General features: G+C 41.6%; 19 protein-coding genes. 13 read left to right on the forward strand and 6 right to left on the reverse strand.

Annotation, left to right across the window (positions count from 1 at the left end):
- Nucleotides 1-532 precede the first annotated feature (532 nt).
- Complete coding sequence (gene cas12k, locus XEN7305_RS11645) at nt 533-2,383, reverse strand: type V CRISPR-associated protein Cas12k (protein ID WP_006509624.1); 1,851 nt, start codon at nt 2,381-2,383, stop codon at nt 533-535.
- Nucleotides 2,384-2,474: 91 nt separating this feature from the next.
- On the opposite strand from cas12k, the gene XEN7305_RS11650 reads away from it, so the two are divergent.
- On the forward strand, nt 2,475-2,954 hold the full coding sequence (locus XEN7305_RS11650; RefSeq protein ID WP_040897584.1) for a MerR family transcriptional regulator: 480 nt from the start codon (nt 2,475-2,477) through the stop codon (nt 2,952-2,954).
- Here the strand turns inward: XEN7305_RS11650 and XEN7305_RS11655 are convergent.
- The 3 genes from XEN7305_RS11655 to XEN7305_RS29565 form a co-directional block, all read right to left on the reverse strand.
- Nucleotides 2,915-3,193 (reverse strand): hypothetical protein, encoded by a 279-nt coding sequence (locus tag XEN7305_RS11655; RefSeq protein ID WP_006509626.1) that lies wholly within the window; start codon nt 3,191-3,193, stop codon nt 2,915-2,917. The two genes, XEN7305_RS11650 and XEN7305_RS11655, sit on opposite strands and share 40 nt — an antisense overlap.
- Before the next feature lie 177 nt (nt 3,194-3,370).
- A complete protein-coding gene (locus XEN7305_RS29560) occupies nt 3,371-4,105 on the reverse strand; it encodes a hypothetical protein (RefSeq protein ID WP_006509627.1) in 735 nt (244 codons plus the stop codon).
- Nucleotides 4,044-4,766 (reverse strand): transposase, encoded by a 723-nt coding sequence (locus XEN7305_RS29565; RefSeq protein ID WP_006509628.1) that lies wholly within the window; start codon nt 4,764-4,766, stop codon nt 4,044-4,046. Before XEN7305_RS29565 ends, XEN7305_RS29560 begins: the two co-directional genes overlap by 62 nt.
- Before the next feature lie 140 nt (nt 4,767-4,906).
- On the opposite strand from XEN7305_RS29565, the gene XEN7305_RS11665 reads away from it, so the two are divergent.
- From XEN7305_RS11665 to XEN7305_RS11715, 12 genes are all read left to right on the forward strand, one after another.
- Nucleotides 4,907-5,461, forward strand: a complete 555-nt coding sequence (locus tag XEN7305_RS11665; protein WP_006509629.1) for a DUF411 domain-containing protein — start codon at nt 4,907-4,909, stop codon at nt 5,459-5,461.
- Nucleotides 5,462-5,520: 59 nt separating this feature from the next.
- The gene (locus XEN7305_RS11670; protein ID WP_006509630.1) at nt 5,521-6,849 is read left to right on the forward strand and encodes an IS4 family transposase; all 1,329 of its coding nucleotides are present in this window, start codon (nt 5,521-5,523) and stop codon (nt 6,847-6,849) included.
- Nucleotides 6,850-6,912: 63 nt separating this feature from the next.
- Nucleotides 6,913-7,014: a multicopper oxidase domain-containing protein gene (locus XEN7305_RS30325; protein ID WP_144053253.1), complete on the forward strand. Its 102-nt coding sequence runs from the start codon at nt 6,913-6,915 to the stop codon at nt 7,012-7,014.
- A 185-nt stretch (nt 7,015-7,199) separates the two neighbouring features.
- A complete protein-coding gene (locus XEN7305_RS11675) occupies nt 7,200-7,616 on the forward strand; it encodes a hypothetical protein (RefSeq protein ID WP_006509631.1) in 417 nt (138 codons plus the stop codon).
- Between the two features lie 58 nt (nt 7,617-7,674).
- Nucleotides 7,675-7,920 (forward strand): heavy-metal-associated domain-containing protein, encoded by a 246-nt coding sequence (locus XEN7305_RS11680; RefSeq protein ID WP_006509632.1) that lies wholly within the window; start codon nt 7,675-7,677, stop codon nt 7,918-7,920.
- A 52-nt stretch (nt 7,921-7,972) separates the two neighbouring features.
- The gene (locus XEN7305_RS11685) at nt 7,973-10,246 is read left to right on the forward strand and encodes a heavy metal translocating P-type ATPase (RefSeq protein WP_006509633.1); all 2,274 of its coding nucleotides are present in this window, start codon (nt 7,973-7,975) and stop codon (nt 10,244-10,246) included.
- 90 nt (nt 10,247-10,336) lie between these two features.
- Nucleotides 10,337-10,837: a cupredoxin domain-containing protein gene (locus XEN7305_RS11690; protein ID WP_040897580.1), complete on the forward strand. Its 501-nt coding sequence runs from the start codon at nt 10,337-10,339 to the stop codon at nt 10,835-10,837.
- Nucleotides 10,838-10,888: 51 nt separating this feature from the next.
- A complete protein-coding gene (locus XEN7305_RS11695) occupies nt 10,889-11,137 on the forward strand; it encodes a DUF2933 domain-containing protein (RefSeq protein WP_006509635.1) in 249 nt (82 codons plus the stop codon).
- Nucleotides 11,134-11,784, forward strand: a complete 651-nt coding sequence (locus XEN7305_RS11700) for an isoprenylcysteine carboxylmethyltransferase family protein (protein WP_006509636.1) — start codon at nt 11,134-11,136, stop codon at nt 11,782-11,784. The genes XEN7305_RS11695 and XEN7305_RS11700 overlap by 4 nt, the downstream gene beginning before the upstream one ends.
- Nucleotides 11,785-11,912: 128 nt before the next feature.
- Nucleotides 11,913-12,233: a DUF1622 domain-containing protein gene (locus XEN7305_RS11705; protein WP_052035169.1), complete on the forward strand. Its 321-nt coding sequence runs from the start codon at nt 11,913-11,915 to the stop codon at nt 12,231-12,233.
- 186 nt (nt 12,234-12,419) lie between these two features.
- Nucleotides 12,420-13,361: a cysteine synthase A gene (gene cysK, locus XEN7305_RS11710; RefSeq protein ID WP_006509638.1), complete on the forward strand. Its 942-nt coding sequence runs from the start codon at nt 12,420-12,422 to the stop codon at nt 13,359-13,361.
- A 118-nt stretch (nt 13,362-13,479) separates the two neighbouring features.
- The gene (locus tag XEN7305_RS11715; RefSeq protein ID WP_006509639.1) at nt 13,480-14,139 is read left to right on the forward strand and encodes a TVP38/TMEM64 family protein; all 660 of its coding nucleotides are present in this window, start codon (nt 13,480-13,482) and stop codon (nt 14,137-14,139) included.
- Nucleotides 14,140-14,245: 106 nt separating this feature from the next.
- On the opposite strand, the gene rppB is transcribed toward XEN7305_RS11715, so the two are convergent.
- Entirely contained in the window at nt 14,246-15,592 is a 1,347-nt protein-coding gene (gene rppB / locus XEN7305_RS11720; protein ID WP_006509640.1) for a two-component system sensor histidine kinase RppB, read from the reverse strand.
- A 28-nt stretch (nt 15,593-15,620) separates the two neighbouring features.
- Nucleotides 15,621-16,307: a two-component system response regulator RppA gene (gene rppA / locus XEN7305_RS11725; RefSeq protein ID WP_006509641.1), complete on the reverse strand. Its 687-nt coding sequence runs from the start codon at nt 16,305-16,307 to the stop codon at nt 15,621-15,623.
- Nucleotides 16,308-16,358: the final 51 nt, after the last annotated feature.

Here is a 16,358-nt window from a genome sequence, read left to right on the forward strand (position 1 = left end):
CTTTCAACCCAACCTAGAGCGAAATGGTCGCTGCAACTGCGTAAGCTGGAAGAATTACTGGGACTCAGTTCCAGAGTAGATTTTGACAAACCTAGGAAAAATTGTCGTATTTCTTCTTCAATTACAGTAGATACCATTCTATCAAAAGCCTGAAATCTTTGCCAGACTTGTTTCTTAGAGTTTTGTCGAACCCCCTAGGGATTTCGCCCACGCTTAGGCTCGTCAAAAACAAGAAAAAATGAGGATGGATTCCTCCTTGCTCGGAGGTGATTAAGTAGCCATCACAGTAGTACGTCTACACCACATATTGCTGGGGGCGCACCTTATTCCCATCTTTCGATGGCAGCATCAGGGCGGACAGCTACTAGGGTCAGAAAGCAATCTGTCTGCCGACAGTAAAACTAACCCACATTTAACATAGTTCAGCGGTTCCAGAAGAACATGACCTACGGCGCGATTGATTTGTCAAATATTGTATGTAATTTTCAAGGTTCTGATCTGTTTTTTGTTAATAATTTTTACGATCGCACTTTCAATAGGACTCGGAGCGATCGCAATAAGCATACAGAGCAATTTCTTTAGCTTGCTCATTTGGGCTGCCACGAATGGGTTGTTTACTCTCTTCAACAAGAATTCCTGCTTTAGATGCTTGTGATTTGATATTTTCTATTAATCTGCCATAACTCCAGCTATGAGCATTCGTACGGTATTTTTTGGCATATTCTTTTTGTTTTTCAATACAGCCTGGAATTTTAGATTCTGCTCTTGCTTGGACTTCCGTGTGAATGATGTCTCTGATATCTCCGACTTGGGGCACGACAATGCTACCTGCCTGATAATCTTTAGCTAGTTTAATGATTGCTTTAGCTAAAAGACGATCAAGATATTGCCCTAATTCTGATTCACCAAATTTATTATTGGCATTATGTCTTTGAGCAACGTTTCTTTTGCGAGACAGTAACTGCTTTTGTTGTCTTTGCCGATTGAGGAGATGATAATTCTTTTTCCCCAGAAGTTGTTTAGTGCTTTGATAAACAATGACTTTTCCTGTCTCACCATCAACTATTGCTGCGGTAGCAGGATTATCTAATCTCATAGAAATTCCTAGCAAGACATTAGATTTACCTCTATACAGAGGTTTACTGGAACGAGGGAAAGGGTTATTAATTCGGTCAAGGGATGTTTGCTTGCGTTTAACAAATGCTTGTTGTTTTTGATTGAGATCTCCTTTTTCTTTAATGTCAGTAAGAGTTTTTGCGATCGCATTAGCTTTTTCTTGACGAATCAATTCTGTTCCTTCGGCGTTTAAAAGCAGAGTTTCAAACGTACAGCGAAGGATGAGGCGATTGACATCCCAAGATTTTCCTTTCCCCTTTCTCTCTTGCCAAAATATTCTGGCAGAACGCAGAGCGAATAAGGCACTGGAATGATTGTTTTTACTAGCTTTTTTGATTTCTTGATCTTCGTAGAAGCGTTGAAATACAGTGAGTTGCCTTTTGTCACAATAGATTTGAAATATGTGTTTTCCTAAGCCATTAAATTTTACGCAAAGACGATCTTTTTCATTTTTACTCCAAGTCAAATCTCCATTAGATTCGTAAGCAATAGGGTAGGGAACAGACTTCGGTTCTGTTAGTAATTTGTCTTGCCACGATTTTGCTTGGGCTTCATCTTGAGGTACTTGAGTTGTGGCAGTTAAGAGTGTATCTAGCCATGTTTGACCTGTTAGGTCTCTTCCTTGTGGCGCTTTCCCATTCAGTTTTTCTGTAAGTCGAGCTATTTTTATTTCAGTTTTGCGACGACGTTTAGCCAACTTTTTCGGATCTTCAGGTTTTTGGCGTATTTTGCAGCCATTTTTTAGGAGATAAGCGATCGCGTTACGAGTAAAAGTATCTTCAGTTTCGTCATACAAACTGAATAACTGATTGGAGATGCCTCTATTCTCTTCAGTTAAATCATTATCAAGAATTTGAGTTGCTTTGAGTTTAATATCTTCTAAAGTGTGATCGCAATAAACCTCTAATTCTTCATCGCTTTTTAGCATTGATATCCAACGTTCTTGTCCTTGTAGTTGAAATTCCCAGCGTTGCTGAAGTTTAAGCCAAGATTTATAGATGTATTCGACTAGAGAAATTGCAGAACTATAAAATCTACCTGGCTGCCCGACGAATTGGGGATCTGTCCTTAACGGTAGGCAAAGATTTTTAACTGTTCCAGGTGGAGTATTTCCTCTCCTTTTCCAAGTTTCAAGATCTGGATGTTCTGCTAACAGCCTTAAAAGTTCATTTATCAATGGGGTATTTTTCTCGACCATCATTTGCCATAGTTGACGGCGAGTTTCTTCTGGGGCTATTAAACGACATTGAATTGTAATGTTACTCATAAATATTAATCTACTTCAAAAACACATTATGTATTTTTAAATTTAACAATTTTTCATATATGGCTTCTTTCTCATGGCATCATTGTTGATTATGGGAGAAGCTTTTTTTACAAGTACGGAAGCATCAAAAATTACGGGCTGTTCTCGTCGGCAGTTGCAATATTGGCGGCGGCAAGGGGTTGTTGTTCCTACAGTCAATCCTGGAGGCAAGGGACGCAACGTTTATTACAGCGAATCAGATTTATTGATTTTGGCAGTAATGGAATATTTGCTATCGATTGGGTTGAATTTTGATACTTCTTTGACAGCTTTAAACATTCTTATGACGAAAAATTTATTTTTGTCAGCTAAGTCGTGGACAAAAGATCAAACTCGTTTAATGTTTTTCTTGAGTTTAGACAATGAAGAGGTTCGGTTAGAGAATTTTAATGTTGAGTTGGCTAAACAGAAGTTAGAAGAAGGATATCCGGTTATTCCTTTTTGCTGCGATCGCATTTATGATAAGTTGCAATCTAACCTTAAATATTTTCATCAAGGACAATCTGATATTAGTTGCAGAGAAAATAATTGAGATAGTTCTAAGTGCAGGACAAAACCACTGAATCCAGCTTCGTAGGCACTGTGAATCTCTGCTCCAGCAAAATAATTTAACAGTTGTTGAGCTAAGTTTTGGGGATTGGCTACTGTTGTCCATTTCTTGACTATTGTTTGCTTCACTCGTGCTACTACCACGTAACTCTTTTTATGAACGTCGATACCGACGTAGATTTGTTCGCCTTCATATGATTGGATGGGTGTAGTGTTTTTCATTGCCTCTACCCTCTGAGTTTTCGTCTTATTATTTAAGCTATCAGGGACAGTGCTTCTTTGACTTCCCTCTTATCCACCATAGGAACATATAGAGCCTATTTAAATTCTGTAGAGTCTTTACTTGATAACTTAGACAAACTGGACAGTAATAAGTTTTTTTGTGTTTTGTAAATGACTTCAGGCGGCCAAGTCTGAATTTTCAGGGACTAGAAAATGCCTGATTTTAGCCCTAAGTAATTTATCCAGAAGCAGAGCTGGTCTACTTTGAGATAAATTGGCTTCAAGTTGATTCTGGAGTGCCAGAAGGACAATTCGTTCAGTGGGATAGCCGTGCTTGGGGAGACTACGAAACCAGAGAGGAAAATGCTGCCAAATAGTTTTGGGCATCTCCAAAGCGAGAACTTGGAGCAGTCCCAAGGCAATAGCATTGAGATTGATAAAGCGCTCAAAGGATTCTACTTTAACCGATATTTGTGTTTGAATTGTCTGGGGATAGTCGTTTAATCGTAGATTTTGAGGCCATTTCGCGGCTCGCTCCATTGACTTGAGCCAGAAGCGATAGCTAAACCCGCCCAGCAGATGTAGAATAGTGCGGAAACTGACCTCAATTTTGAAACGCCAACCATAGGCTTCAATTACCTCTGTTCCAGTTAAGCTCAAGTCGCTTGATAGCAAGATAATCCGCTTACCAGAAGGTAGCTGAGTCAAAACGAAGAGCACAGGCACCTTGGGACTATCCCAATAAAACTCAAAACATTGGTAATAGACCTTCATTGATTGACCGTATAGCCAAACTGAAGCTTGATTGCACAGCTCAATGGGAGCAAACAACTCGCATAACTTAATATTACTACCCCATTGGCGAAGTCGTCGGTGGCCCATGCTTGCCAGGACGACGAGAGAAAGCTGCATGAGCAACCGTGGTAATGCGCACCCGACTAATTAGATGAATGCCTTGCTCTCGAAATGGAGCCAACACTTTGGCCGAGGCATAGTATGCATCCAAAAGCACATAGCTACCCTTTTCCATGTATTTCACGCATAGTAGTGCCATTTTATCCACTAACGTAACTGCTGCATCTTCCTCAATTCCATCATGAACTTTGAGCACAATTAGACTCGCAAATAACGCTTTATCCGCACTCAACAATAAACCTAAGGCACTGAAATAATGCCCTCGAATCCATTCCGGCTTACTCACATCCTCTGACTCTTGGTGTAATCTTTTGACCCCTGGCATCTTACGTCCTTCTTTTCCCACTTTGATGCCATCTCCAACATACACTCGCTGACCCTTGAGCTGATGCACAGCAGAGTGCTTTTTGAGCCAATCTCCCCAGCAATTACACAAGTCATCCACACTAAATGCGCTAGATTTAAACCAATGAAGTGCCTGATGATAATAGCCTTCCCCTAAGCCCAATGAATTCAGATAGCTGGTGACCGCAGGCGGTTGCCTGTTCAATAGGATTCCCCACAGCAGCAGGACAAACCACTCAAAGGTGGCTTCTCTTCTAAACACTGGTCGGAACTGAACCATTATTTGCTCAAGACGCTGATACAATTCTCTCATTACACTGACTGGTTGTGATTATCTCAGTCAGTATCTGACATTTCTTACTCAAGGAGTATAGGGATGTCTTTCTTCTCTCAACAAGAACTTCTCACTGTCCAGAATCAAAACTCTTATCTAAAATAAGTATTACTTCAATCATGATCGCTGCTGTTGTCGGTGGCACAATGTATCTCACTACGAATCCAGAGCAAAGTAAAACCTTTAGTCATAATTCCGCTGTAGCCCAAGATGTTAATGCAGTCGCTTTAGCTAGCGTTTGGGACCGAGAAACCGAACCAGATTACTCAGGAACTTTAGAGATGACCGTGTACCGTAGCCCATCCTGTGGTTGCTGCGGGGTATGGATTGAACATGCCAAAAAACATGGCTTTAAGATTAAAGATATCAAAACCGAATCAATAGAAGCACTGAAGCAAGAATACAATGTGCCTTCCGAATTAGTTTCATGTCACACAGCGATTATTGATGGCTATGTGATGGAAGGACATATTCCCGCCGACGACATCAAGCGTTTCTTAGAACAAAAAAATGAATTAGCTGGTTTAGCCGTACCGGTCATGCCTTTGGGAACCCCTGGAATGGAAGCCGGAGATCTCAAACAACCATTTCAAATATTGGCATTTAATGACAAGGGGGAAGTCGAAGTATTCAAACAATACCTTCGCCAAATGAGAAGTGAAATTTTGGAGTGAAGTCAAGAGGGCTTTTATAGGAAACTAGGTTTTGCCGAAACAAAGTTCCGAGAAAGCCCATGCCAGAAATTCTAGCACTACTGAGCTGTTTGACATTCGACCTCAATAACACCAGCCTGAAGCATCTGAGTGTAATAATTCAAGCGATGTTAGCGATGACAGGTCGAGTAACGATGCTGGGGATATCGCGCTGGGCGGGAAAAGGAGGCAGTTATCGAACCATTCAAAGATTTTTCTCCAGCCCGAAGAACTGGCCGACGCTAATGTGGGTGTTCTTTCGCACCCATTGCTTTTGCCCTGAAGAAAAGTACGCGATTGCAGGGGATGAAGTGGTTACCACCAAATCAGGTCATAAGACCTATGGGGTAGATTGGTTTTTTTCTAGTTTGGCACAGCGTCCGGTGAAAGGATTGGCCTTCTTTGCACTATCTCTGGTGGGTCTGGAACAAAGACAATCTTATCCTCTGCGAATCGAACAGGTAATTAGACCTGTAGTCAAAGCGAAAGCTTCTCCCCGAGAGCCTTCAACTCAGACCAAAGGCAAACGAGGTCGTCCCAAAGGTTCGAAGAACAAGGATAAAACTCAGGTCAATCTTTCCCGTGAACTTTTGCAGATTCGAGGCATGCTGTCAGCTTTGCTCAATACAATCGGAGGCAGTATTCCCCTCGAATATTTACTCCTCGATGGTAAGTTTGGTCACAACGCTGCCATGCAAATGACCCTTCAGATGGGCTTACATCTAGTGAGCAAGTTGCGTTATGACAGTGCTTTATTCTTGCCTTACCAAGGTTCTAATTCTCGACGCAAATATGGCGATAAACTTAACCCCCGTCAGATGGGTCGAGAATTTCTCTGCCAGAGCAGCACCGAAGAAGACTGGCGCACCGACATCTATCAGGTGCAAGTTCTCCATAAGGAATTTGCCCAACCCATTAATCTGGTGATTCTACTCAAAACTAACATCAAAACCCAACAACAAGGGCATGTCCTCTTATTCTCTAGTGACTTAGAACTTACCGCCAATCAGCTCATTGAGCTCTACTCCTTGAGGTTTCAAATTGAATTGAATTTCCGTGATGCCAAACAATTCTGGGGCTTGGAGGATTTTATGAATGTCTCCCAAACTGCTGTAACTAATGCTGTGAATCTTTCTTTCTTTATGGTCAATCTCTCCCGTCGGCTCTTACAAGACTTTCAATGTCCTCACTGCCCGCAGTTTAGCCTCCTCGATCTCAAGGCACTATATCGCGCTTTTAAATATGTCGAAGAAGTCATTAAATTACTTCCGCAAAAACCTGAGTCTATTTTATTTTCTCGCATCTTGAACCAGGTTGCTAACCTTGGGGCGATTCACTCGGTTAGGGTTCCCGATATTTCATCTCAATAACATCCCATTACTGGCTAAAATTGCGACCTCTTGCTCAAAAACTCTTGACCAGGGGTACTTTCTCTGTTCTTTTTTTGGCTATGGTATTGTCATCCTTTTCATATTCACGTCAATCATTTTCAAGTTATTAGTCGTAATGGTCAACCAGAATCATTTCTAAGATAAGTCAACATTAAGTCTTGAGATTTGTTAACTTTTCTGGTTCGTTTCATCCCGATTTCATTTTTATCTGGAAATGTGAAAAGTAGATGTTCGAGCAGAGAGTTAATCCGAGTTTTTTTAACTTTTATTTCAGCGAGCAAACTCTTTGGTTAACTAGAGAGTTTATCATAATCCTAAGGGAAATGTAAATGAACCTAATCAGTAAAACCTTTAATAGTGCTGTGTTAGCTGGACTGGCATTGCTAATGCTGAGTGTAACTCCATCTTGGTCGCAAACAACACCAGAAATCCCAACAACACCCGCTGATACCACGTCGGAAATGCCCATGACCCCAGAGAAAATGCGACAACAGCAACAACAAATGATGGGTCAGATGCAACAGAGAATGGGTCAAATGAATCAAATGATGGCTCAAATGACCCCAGAACAAATTCGCCAGCATCATGAACAAATGATGGAACACATGGAACACATGGAACAGATGATGGGACAGATGGACAAAATGATGGAACAGAAGAACCCCACGACAGAAGATGGGTCTGGGATGCTGGAAAATCCTGACCACCATCCTGAGCAAGAAATGAAAGACCGAACAACAGAGTAATTCTTAACGCATTAATCTCAAGTATTCATCCTGACATTTCGATTAGTGAGAGTTAGTCATGAGCAAGACAAGCTACCTGCAATTGGAAAATATGATGTGTGAATTTTGCGCCGAGACTATCGAACGAGCGGTTCAAAGTTTGCCTGAGGTCAGTAAATGCGAGGTCGATATGGCAACCAAACAAGTTACTATCCAGCACAACTCGGAGCGCGAAAATTTAGAGAGAATTCAAAAAGCTCTTGCTAGTTCTGGATACGTGGCTCGACCCTTCGACAAAAAACCTAATTCAACAAAGGTTCAGTAGCAATGCCGTAACCTCTAAATAAATCAATCCCCAACCAGTACGGGTGAAAACTATGGAAACACAGAATTTACGATTAAAAGGCATGAGCTGCGCCTCATGTGCCAATAGTATCGAGCAAGCTATTTTAGATGTCCCTGGCGTTATTGAATGCAATGTTAATTTTGCTCTCTCTCAAGCTAAAGTTACCTTTAAACCTCAAAAAACTAACTTGAGACATATTCGAAAAGCGGTAAGAGATGCAGGTTATGCTGCTGTTGCCGAATCAGAGCAAGAAGAGGATGCAGAGAAAAAAGCCAGAATTGCTGAGCAAAAAGAGATAACTCGTAAAGTAGTTGTGGGTTCAATTATTAGCATATTATTAATAATTGGCGTTTTGCCCATGATGACAGGTCTAGAACTCTCTTGGGTTCCTACATGGTTACAGAATTTTTGGGCACAGTTCATTTTAGTAACTCCCGTACAGTTTTGGGTTGGCAAAGCCTTCTTTGTAGGAGGGTGGAAAGCTTTTAAACGTCATTCGGCGAACATGGATACCTTAGTGGCTTTAGGGACTGCTGTAGCATACTTTTATTCTCTATTTGTCACTATATTTCCCCAAATCTTAGAATCTCAAGGTCTTGAAGTTGCAGTTTATTATGAAGTAGCCGCCGTCGTTATTACCCTGGTTCTCCTAGGAAGATTATTGGAAAATCGTGCCAAAGGACAAACTTCAGAAGCCATTCGAAAATTAATGGGTTTACAGGCCAAAACGGCTAGAGTTATTCGTCATGGACAAGAGAGCGATATTCCGATTGAACAAGTAGTAGAAGAAGATGTAATTGTCGTTCGTCCAGGCGAAAAAATCCCCGTAGATGGAGAAGTAATGGAAGGAGAATCGTCGATCGATGAATCAATGGTCACAGGCGAACCGATTCCTATTCAGAAAAAAGTCGGTGATGAGGTAATTGGGGCAACTATTAATAAGACGGGAAGTTTTAAATTTAAGGCGACTAAAGTTGGTAAAGATACAGTCTTAGCCCAGATTGTTCAATTAGTACAAGATGCCCAAGGAAGTAAAGCCCCTATTCAACAATTAGCGGATCAGGTAACGGGATGGTTTGTGCCAGCAGTAATAGCCATTGCGATCTTAACTTTTATTATTTGGTTTAATGTCATGGGCAATGTCACCCTTGCCATGATTACGACGGTAGGAGTTTTAATTATTGCCTGTCCTTGTGCCTTGGGTTTAGCTACTCCGACCTCGATTATGGTCGGCACGGGAAAAGGGGCAGAAAATGGGGTCTTAATTAAAGGAGCAGATAGTTTAGAACTAGCACATAAACTCAACAGCATTGTCTGTGATAAAACAGGCACGATTACCCAAGGGAAACCTAGTGTTACTAACTACATTACGGTGAAAGGGACAGCTAATAATAATGAAAGTGAGTTGTTAGAAATGGCGGCTGCCATTGAGAAAAATTCTGAACATCCTTTAGCAGAAGCAGTGGTTAATTATGCCCAATCTCAAGGAGTCAGAATACCCCTGCCTGAAGTGACTAATTTTGCAGCCGTAGCTGGTATGGGTGTACAGGGAAATGTATCAGGAAAGTTTGTCCAAATTGGTACCCAACGCTGGATGGATGAGTTGAAAATTGATACTCAATCCTTAGACTCAACCCGTCAACAATGGGAAAGTGAAGCGAAAACTACTGCTCTAATTGCTATTGATGGAAAAATTGAGGGCTTAATTGGTATTGCTGATGCGATCAAACCTTCTTCAGTTGAAGCGGTTAAAGCTTTACAAAGAATGGGGTTAGAGGTAGTGATGTTAACAGGAGATAACCAAAAAACGGCTGAAGCTATCGCCTCTGAAGTAGGTATTAAAAGAGTTTTTGCCCAAGTCCGTCCCGATCAAAAAGCCAGTACGATTAAACAAATTCAACAGGAAAGACCAAGCCGCAAACAGAAACATAAAATTGTAGCTATGGTAGGAGATGGCATTAATGACGCTCCAGCCTTAGCCCAGGCGGATGTTGGCATTGCGATCGGTACCGGTACCGATGTGGCAATGGCTGCTAGCGATCTGACCTTAATTTCTGGTGATTTATGGGGAATTGTGACGGCAATTCAACTGAGTCATGCCACCATGAAAAATATTCGCCAAAATCTCTTTTTCGCTTATATTTACAACGTCTCAGGTATTCCCATTGCCGCAGGTATTTTATATCCATTTTTTGGCTGGTTACTGAATCCAATGATTGCTGGTGCAGCGATGGCTTTTAGTTCGGTTTCTGTAGTGACCAATGCTTTGAGATTGCGTAATTTCAAACCCAAAATCACTGTATAACTCATGACAATTACTCAATAATCTAAGCGTATTACTAAGAACATTGATGATGTCTCAAGAAATTTTATAGTTAATTATTAGGTGATTAAAATGAATCACAAGAAAATGCTTTTCTCTTTTCTCTTGAGTTTGGGTTTAATATTTGCTTCGGCACAAGTTTCTCCTGCTCAAGTAAAATCAACTTCGAAATTTTCTCGAATCGAACAACCTTTATCTTTAAGGCTATTAGTAACATTAGGAGGGTTGGGGTTGATTGGAGCTGAAGGCTGGTGGTTTTTATTCAGTAAAACCAAATCCCAGCGAGCCTCAACCAGTCAAGGTATTCAAGAATTAGAAATCGTGGTTGATGGAGGCTATACACCTGATAGTATTCTCGTCAATTTAGGTCAACCTGTACGGCTAAATTTCTTGCGTAAAGACCCTAGTAGTTGTTTAGAAAAAGTCCTATTACCTGATTTTCATAAAGCCCTTGACTTACAACTAAACAAAACAACTTCTGTAGAATTCACCCCTACTCAAGCAGGAGAATATACTTTTCACTGTGGCATGAACATGTTTAGAGGAGTTGTCAAAGTACAAGAATCTAATTAGAAATTTAACCTTAAACAATTATGGAAATTACTCAATTAAGAGCAGAGATTTATGACTCACCACTCTAGAACTGCTTGGCATTGGCGATCGCCAACTGGCATCGCTCTTTTAGTATTCTTAGGTATTGCGACTTTTTTTCTCGTAACCGAGCATTGGGCGCACATAGTTCCCGTCTTGCCTTGGTTATTTCTCCTGGCTTGTCCCTTAATGCATTTATTTATGCACAGTGGTCATGGTGGTCATGGTGGTCATGGCGGTCACGGCAGTCATAACAAAGATTCTGAAGGAGGTCAACGATGAATCATCCCCCTGCCTACGGACTTTGGTTTTTAGTAATTATTAACTCTTTAGTCTTTATCATATTTGCTTTTAGCTTTACCAAACCGCAAAGCCCAAGAGATTGGCGTTCGTTTGGTGCTTTTTCCGCTTTTATTGTGGCACTGTTTACGGAAATGTATGGGTTTCCCCTAACGATTTACCTGCTCTCAGGTTGGCTGCAAACTCGCTATCCCCAGCTAGATCTCCTCTCTCATGACGCTGGACATCTGTGGTGGACAGTTTTAGGTATGGAAGGGAACCCTCATTTTAATTTCCTTCATATTCTTAGTAATGTCTTTATTTTGCTGGGCTTCATGTTACTAGCTTCTGCTTGGAAAGTACTCTATGAAGCTCAGCGTAGTAAAACCTTAGCTATTGCTGGATCCTACGCCACCATTCGCCATCCTCAATACATTGCTTTTATAGCCATTATGTTCGGTTTTTTGCTTCAATGGCCTACCATTCTGACGCTACTAATGTTTCCCATCCTAATGTTTATGTACTCCAGACTAGCATTACAAGAGGAACGGGAAATGCGATTCAAATTCGGTCAAAAGTACGACCGTTATGCGGCAACTACCCCTGCCTTTTTCCCGCGTTTTGGTAGAGCAGCCAAGGATAAAAGCTGAATTGAGCCATATTAGCCTCTCAATTTAACTTTTATGGCTCAATTAATTACTATTTTTGGGCTACCTCTCCAGGACCAGGTTTTGAGTTTGTCCAATTGACAGAGGGATTACTTCATCATGTGGTAATTGTGGTAAAAGTTTTTTTGGAAGGAATCGCGATCTTGATTATTGTCATTGCCTCAGTGCGGACGCTTTTGAAGTTGCTGCGCTCTTTAAAATCGAGCGGACATCAACAACATTGGGTAATCATCCGTCTCGATTTAGGGCTGGCACTTGCTCTATCGCTGGAGTTTCTCTTAGCTGCTGATATTGTCAGTACCGCTGTCTCTCCCAGTTGGGACGACCTGGGTAAACTGGCTACTGTTACTGGAATTCGTACCTTTCTCAACTTTTTCCTGAATAAAGAGGTTGACCAACTAGTAGGCCACCAACTTTGTTTTGAGGGATAAGTAGTAGGTCAATTATTCTCCTCCGCTTTCTCCACTTCCTCAGCTCCCTCGGCTCTATTTCTATCCATCATTTCAATATTGGCAGACTACTAGAAGCGAAGACACACGACGATGAGGGAAAAGTCATTCGGGGAAAGAAAACGCACTTGTAATTATTTTGTAGTTAATTAACAACTTGTTTGAGTCATGCACATTGCTAAAGATATCACAGAACTTGTCGGTCGTACTCCTTTAGTACAGTTAAACCGCATACCCCAATCCGAGGGCTGTTTGGCGAAGATCGTCGTTAAATTGGAGGGGATGAATCCTGCTGCCTCTGTTAAAGATCGCATCGGGGTAAGTATGATTAATGCAGCAGAGCAACAGAGACTGATTAGCCCTGGAAAGACGGTGTTAGTAGAACCGACCTCTGGTAATACGGGGATCGCTCTGGCAATGGTAGCTGCCGCTAGAGGCTACCAGTTAATTTTAACTATGCCAGAGACCATGAGTAGGGAGCGCCGAGATATGTTGCGTGCTTATGGAGCGCAGTTAGAACTGACCCCAGGAATTAAGGGGATGAGAGGTGCCATTGAGCGAGCAATGGAGATTGTCGAAACAACTTCCAATGCCTACGTACTGCAACAGTTTGAGAATCCTGCTAACCCAGAAATTCATCGAGAGACAACTGCCAAAGAAATTTGGGCAGATACTCAGGGTCAGGTGGATTTTCTGGTGGCTGGGGTTGGTACTGGTGGCACTATTACTGGTGTGGCGGAGGTGATCAAGCAGAGGAAACGCAGTTTTCAGGTTATTGCCGTCGAACCAGAAAATAGTCCAGTTTTGTCGGGAGGTTCTCCTGGAGGGCATAAAATTCAGGGCATTGGTGCTGGTTTTATTCCTGATGTTTTGCACATCGAGCTGATTGATGAGACGATCACCGTTACTGATGAAGAGGCGATCTCTTACGGTCGTCGTTTGGCTCGTGAAGAAGGACTGCTTTCAGGGATTTCCGCTGGCGCTGCTCTATGTGCTGCCATTCGCGTTGCTCGGCGTCAGGAAAATGAAGGGAAACTGATTGTCATGATTCAGCCGAGTTTCGGGGAACGCTACTTAAGTACGCCTTTGTTTCAGGACTTAGAATCGTAAGTAGCCGTTGCCCTAGACTAATGCTAGCTTCCTGTTTGACCTGCTCAAACCAGTCGATAATCCGAGTTAAAACTTGCCAGAACTTTTCAAAGTATGCTAATTCTCGCCACTATTTTCGATGAAAAAACCAAAGGAGCAGCAAACTTTATTTAATCGTCAAAATGGCGTAGCATTAGGAATTTTTCTGCTGTGCTGGTCAATTTGTTGGTGGCTACTACGTCCTGAGCTTAACTTGTTTACGCCAGAGGGATTTAGGCAAGGTGTTGAAAATTTTGGATGGCTTGGACCTTTTGTCTACATTAGCTTGTTGGTTTTATCTGTAGTGATCAGTCCAATTCCTGGTGCGCCTCTAGCGGTGGTCGCAGGAGCTATGTGGGGAACAATGCTAGCGACAATTTACAGTGTAATAGGTGGTTTCTTGGGTGGTTTAATTGCTTATTGTATTGGACGTACTTTAGGCAGATCGGCGGTTTACGTAGTGACGGGGAAAGTCATATATTTCACAAAAAATCGAGGCGAGGTTTATCTGGGTTGGTTGATCTTTCTCACGCGCTTACTGCCAGTGTTGCCGTTTGATTTAATCAGTTACGCAGCAGGAATAACTGGAGTTTCTCTATCAATCTATTCCATTGCTACTTTGCTGGGCATGATTCCTTCTACTTTTTTTTCTTACTTATATGGGCGCAGCTTTTCAGTTGGGGAAATTATTAGGAACTGCGTTGCTAGCAATTTTTGTGCTTTTACTAGTTGGTTTGCCTTGGGGTATTCGACGCTATAACTGGTTCAATTTGCAAGATATCATTCGTGTGGAGTAAATATATATAAATAGTAATTTAGTTGATGTAAATTGTACGCGCAATCTTTGTTATATTCGCGGCGTGAGCTTAATTCGCTAGGGGCAATCTGACGATAAAAGTACTGCCTTTATTTAGTTCGCTTGTAACCTGAATACTACCATGATGGGCTAATGCGATCGCCTTGGCAATAGCTAATCCCAGTCCTGAACCACCCTGACTTCTGGAACGAGCCTTATCTACGCGATAGAAACGGTCAAAGATATGCTTTTGGTCTTTTTTGGCAATACCAATGCCTGTATCTCGGATACTAATTACCACATCATTGTGTTCTTCTATCATACTCAACGTTACTTTTCCCACTGCTGGGGTGTATTGAATCGCGTTAGTAACCAAATTAGTAATCAAACGATATAGCTGAGTGCGATCGCCAACTATCTCTACAGGCTGAGATACTTTGATCTGGGAACTAAGCTCAATCTCTGAAGCCATCGCTAGGGCTGCCAAATCTTCTTCTACTTCAATAATTAAGTTTGCCAGGGCAATTTTTTCTCTCTTTTTGTGGGAGGTATTACTATTTATCTCACCATCTATACGACACAGGATTAATAGATCTGCCACTAAATAAGATAATCGCTTGTTCTGACGCACGATACTTTTTAGAGTATTCTTGGCTTTGTCTTCAGATAAACTAGGCAGCATCAGATCGGACTGAGCCGTTGCTTGAATAGCTGCTAAAGGGGTTCTGAGTTCGTGGGCAGCATCGGCAGTAAACTGCTGCATCTGCTGATAGGATTGGTAAATCGGACGGATGGCTAATCCCGATAGCCACCAGCTAGCAACCATCACCAGCAAAACTAATAAAGGAACTCCCAATAACAGCAACCATCTGACATTGCCAACATAAGTATCAAAATCTTGAAGACTTCTCCCAACTTGAATATAACCCCAGTTCTTACCATGTTGAGTATGTAAAAGAAAAGAAATTTGTTGATAGCGAATCCCCTCAGCATCGTTTAAAGTTGACCATTTCTCGCGCTCGAATACCTGGGGTAATTCGGGCTGCATTCCAGCTACTGCTACTAAATTTTCAGACAGATCGAATAAACGTAAATAATATTTATCTTGTCCAATTACTCCTAATCGTAAGGATTGAAAGCGATCGCGTTTGTAGCAATCTGTTTCTACAAGGCAGGTATTGGGTAATAACTCTTTTACTTCAGGTTCTATTTTTCCTGGCTGTTCTAGAACGGGTAATAGACTGTCGTGTAGAGTTCCCGCTACCGATTTTAATTCCCGATCAATCGTAATTCGATGGGCGTGCGCAACTGCTTCATAAAATCCCAAAGCACAGATAAACAAAACTATACTCAGAATTGCTGCATACCAGCTAGCTAGTTGCCAGCGCGATTTAGAAAAAAGTCGGTTTTGCTTCACATCAAAAGGTTAACTCAAAGATTTCTCATTATGCTTGAGACTTGAAACGATAACCAAGTCCGTAGACAGTTTCTAACATTTCATCGCATCCATATTTAGCTAACTTACGTCGTAACAAACATACCTGGGCTGCCACTACATTACTGGGCGGTTCTGTCCCAAATTCCCACAAGCGATCTAAAAGCTGTTCGCTGGTAAAGATTTGTTCGGGATGCTCCATGAAATACTCTAGTAGCTGAAATTCTTTTTTTGTCAGCAACACCTGTTTTTCTCCCGATTCTTCTTGCAGCCAAAAGGTATTAGTAGCGTAGTCTAAACTGAGATTACCTACCTGTAGTCTTTTAGGTTGTAGTTGAGGAGTTCTTCTTTGTAAAGCTCTCAATCTTGCTAATAGTTCAGGCATATCGAATGGTTTAACTAGATAATCATCTGCCCCTGCATCCAAGCCTGTTATTTTGTCTTCCATACTGTCTTTTGCTGTCAACATGAGAATGGGCAAAGGTTGTTGCTGCTGCCTAATCCGCTTGGTTAATTCTATTCCCGATATCCCAGGTAATAGCCAGTCAAAAATTCCCAGATGATATTCCTTGAGTTTGAAGCAATCCCAAGCGTCCAGACCATCTACAGCCCAATCTACAATGTGATTGCTGCGATCCAAACTCTGCTTGATAGCAGCCCCTAAATCTGGTTCATCTTCAACTAGCAATATTCTCATACAGGACATTGGCTTTAGATTATCAATAGTGTTCGAGACAGATATAGCTGC

This window comes from Xenococcus sp. PCC 7305 (assembly GCF_000332055.1).
In the GTDB taxonomy this organism is placed as follows: domain Bacteria; phylum Cyanobacteriota; class Cyanobacteriia; order Cyanobacteriales; family Xenococcaceae; genus Xenococcus.